The 3,760-nt window shown below is 72.3% G+C and carries 1 protein-coding gene; it reads right to left on the bottom strand.

What is annotated here, in order from left to right:
* Window positions 1–74: 74 nt before the first annotated feature.
* A partial coding sequence (locus tag AB0C29_RS37795) for a DNRLRE domain-containing protein (RefSeq protein ID WP_360830960.1) occupies window positions 75–3,760 on the bottom strand: 3,686 nt, incomplete at its 5' end.

Genomic DNA, 3,760 nt, shown 5'->3' with positions numbered 1-3,760 from the left:
GCGCCGGTCGACCTGCAGCTGCTCAGCATCAACGACTTCCACGGCCGGCTCGAGTCGCCTGCCACCGTCAACGGTCAGGCCGTCGGTGGCGCCGCCGTGCGGATCGGCTGGCCCTTGGCCCAGTCGAGGTCCGTACGAGTGACCCGGGCGTCGCCGAGCAGCGCCGGGTACTGCAGCACCTGCGCGCCCACCGTCACCCTGGTGACCTGGTCGCGCACCTTGGCCGTGCCGTCGGTCGGCCGGCCGGCGTCGAACTCGTTGTCGGTGCGGGCCCGGGCCGCGACCGGCGAGCCGGCCGCCAGCACTGTGCTGGCGCCGTTCTTCAGATCGGCCGCCAGCTCGACCCGGCGCAGCGGGCCCAGTTCGCTCTGCAGCCGGGTGCCGGTCTCGTTGTAGAGCGAGCTGGTGGAGAGCAGCTCGGCCCGTTCGGCCGTGGACAGGCCGCCGATGCCCAGCTCGGCGAGCTCGTCCCGGTCCTCGGCGGTACGGCCGAGGGCGAGCTGCCGGTTGGCGGCGCTGAGTTCACGGACCGTGTTGCCGGACCGGTCGTGCTCGGTGGCGGTGAGGTGTCCGCCGGGCACGGCCCGGTTGGCCTCCCGGCCGGAGGCGTCCAGGTAGTGGACGCTGGCCCGGGCGTAGTCACCGGCGGCGAGAGAGCCGCCGCTGTGCGACGCGGGGACCGCGTCGGCCAGGAAGACCGCGGTCGCGTCGGTCGGGCCGGTCTTCTGCCCCCAGGCCGCGACGTCGGACGCGCCCATCGGGTACGGCGCCCTGGCCCCGCTGACCGGCACGTCGTAGACGAGGCTGGTCACCGCCTGACCGTCCACCGCGGAGGCGCTGCCGGGGGCCAGGGTCGCCCGGGTCACCGACAGCAGCTTGCCGCCCTGGTCGTAGGCAAGGTCCCAGGGCAGGTCGGCGCCCTGGGTGAACTGGGTGACGTGACCGGCGGCGTCGTAGGTGTACCGGGTCTTGACCGCCGGGCTGATCTGCGGGTTCCAGGCCTCGCGGAGGCGTCCGTCGGCGTCGTAGGTGTAGCTCTGCACGACCCGGGCGGTAGCCGCGGCGGCGCCCGGTTCGGTGGACCAGATCCGCAATTCCTTCACCTGGCCGGCGACGTCTCCGAGGGTGCTGCCGGTGGCCGTGGTGGTGGTCGCGTAGCCGTACTCGAGGACCCGGCAGCCCTTGGTCGAGGGAGTGGCACCGCAGGCCGAGGCAGCGACCGCGGAGGTCGGCCCGACCACGCGGGTGGGCCGCGCAACCTGCTTGCCGCCGACTGTGACGGCCTCGGAGACGACTGTCGTGGCGGTGTTGGTCAGCCCGTCCAGCTCGGTCTTCTGCAGCTGCCACGTCGTCGCCGTGCCGCTCGGCCGGGCGAAGGTGCTGATCACACCGTCGGTGTCGGTGAGGGTGAGCGTGCCGGTGACGCTGCCGGTGAGGGTGAGCTCCTCAGCGCCGGGCTCGGGCACCCAGCCGGTGCGGGCCGCGTTGGCGGTGAAGCCGGTTTCCTCGCCCTCGGCCGAGATGAGGGTGACCGCGGTGTCCGAGATCCGCCGGATGTTGGTGCCGTCGAACTCGGGGAGCATGGCGATCGTCCCCGCGACCCACTCCTTGCCGAAGATCGGAGCCTGGCCCTCCTGGGCGGCGCCCTTGCCGGGCACCCGCGAGGACGCGGTCCGGGTCGCCGAGAGCGCGTAGGCCGAGACATCCGTCTGGGTGATCGTGTAGTCGCCGGTCAGCAGGTTGACCGAGCCGGGACCGAGCTTCTCGTCGGCCGCCCCGTCGGCGTTGCGGTCGACCACCACGGTGATCGGGTTGCTGCTGCCGGCGGCGCCGCCCGGACCGGTGAAGTCCGCCTTGATCTGCACGCTTCCGTCCGGGTCGACGGTGTCGGTGGCGTTCCACACCAGGCTCGCGGTGCGGCCCTCGGCCAGCGGCACCGGCTGCGCCGCGATCGGGGCGTCGCCGGACAGAATGTGCCCGGCCGGGATGACCGTCCACGCGTCGGCCGCGGACCGCCGCCAGGAGAAGGTGGCGCTGGTGTACTTGGCCGCGTCGGCCTGCGCCAGCAGGGGAACCCGGCGCGCGGTGCGGTCGCCGTCGTCCGGCGTGACGAATCCGCCGGGGCCGACGTTGAGGGTGTAGCTCACGGGCTCCGACTTGCTGTCGGCCCGGTCCACCGAGCGGACCTGGAACTTCTGCTCACCGTCACGGGCGGGGGTCACGGTGATCGGGACGGCCGTGGCGGCGCCCCCGGTGCCCACCTTGGTCCAGGCGGAACCGTCCAGCGTCCACTCCAGCCAGTTGTGATCGGTGGCCGGCGGGGTGACCGTGATCGTGCCGGGCTGGCCGGCGCCCTTGACCCACTCGCCGGCCGGGTAGTCGGTGGAGACCACGCCGCGGGGTGCGGAGGGTGCGGTCGCGTCGACGGTGAAGGTCTTGAAGGCCGACCACACGGTGCTGTAGTGCGTCCCGTCGTACGGCGTGGTCCGGAACTTGTAGGTCTTGCCGTTGGTGAGCACGCCTGCCGGTACGACCACCGACGCCACCTGCCCGCTGGGTACGAACTTCGAGGTGTAGTTGGCGCCGACCTGGGTGTTGGTGGCCGAGTCGTAGACCTGGAAGGTGACCTGGACCTTGTCGCCGTTGGAGTCGACGATGGTGTCCCGCAGGGTCGGTGTGAGGGTGTTGACGACGTACGCGCCGCCGTAGGAGAAGTAGGGCGGCCCGGCCTCCGGCTTGGTGCCGGTGCGCGGCCGGTAGTTGTAGGTGACGGTCAGCTTGGGCACGTTGGTGGCCGCGTTGCCGGAGTTCACCTGCTTCCACTCGGCGGTCGCGGCGGACGGCGACCGCAGGCCCATGTGCGAGCGGGTGTTCTTCGCCGACGCCCAGGTGGACACGAGCGTGGTGACGTCGGAGGTGATCCAGCCGTCGCCGCCGCACTCGGTACGGCCCTTGGTCTGGGTCGGGGAGGCGAAGAGCTCGGTCCAGGTGGGCTGGTTGGCCCAGCGGGACGCGGTGGACGGCGCCGTCGTGTCATAGATCTGCCAGGTCGTGGCGCCGCACCCGACGTTGCCGGAGTGGAAGTTCCACAGGCTGACGTCGGCGTCCAGCACCAGCGAATCGGCGATCGGCGCGGTGTTCCAGGTCAGGAAGGACCGGGCGTAGCGGGTGCTGCCGTCCGAGTTCGTGGTGCCCGGGTTGCCCCAGTCCAGCTCGGTGGCGCCCGACCGGTCGACGGTCTCGCCCTGCTGCACGTAGGTGTCGAAGACGTTGCCGAGGGCGGCCGTGGTGGGGTCGACGGTGACCGGGTACCGGGTCGCCGGATCGGCCAGGAACGCCGGGTCCGGAGTGAGCACCAGGTCGACGGAACCCTTGCCGGGCACCACCTTCAGGCCGACCCGCGCGCGCCGGGTGTGCTCGCCGGAGACCGGGTCGACGGTCGCGTCCCACATCACCGGCGCCGGCATGACCGCGCGGCGGCGCTGTTTCGCGTCGGTGAAGACGAGGCTGCCGTCGGCCTGTGCTGAAACCTTCAGGCCGGAGGTACGCAGCGGCAGCGTGTACGACCAGTCGGTCGCGGCAGGCCGCTGCTTGATCACGGTGTACTGCTCGAAGCCGGTGCGGGTGGCCTCGACGACCACGTCGGCGCCCGGCACCGCCTCCGGGTAGGTGGCGGTGGTGCCGGACAGCTCCGGCTCCGGCAGGCCGCCCTTCCATTGCAGGTCGATGCGCTGGTCGCCCTGGCCGACCGAGGCCAGAG

It is taken from the genome of Actinoplanes sp. NPDC048791, from assembly GCF_040650095.1.
Taxonomy (GTDB): Bacteria; Actinomycetota; Actinomycetes; order Mycobacteriales; family Micromonosporaceae; genus Actinoplanes.
The sequence above is the reverse complement of the archived record's forward strand: the minus strand, read 5'-3'. Positions and strand labels throughout refer to the sequence as shown.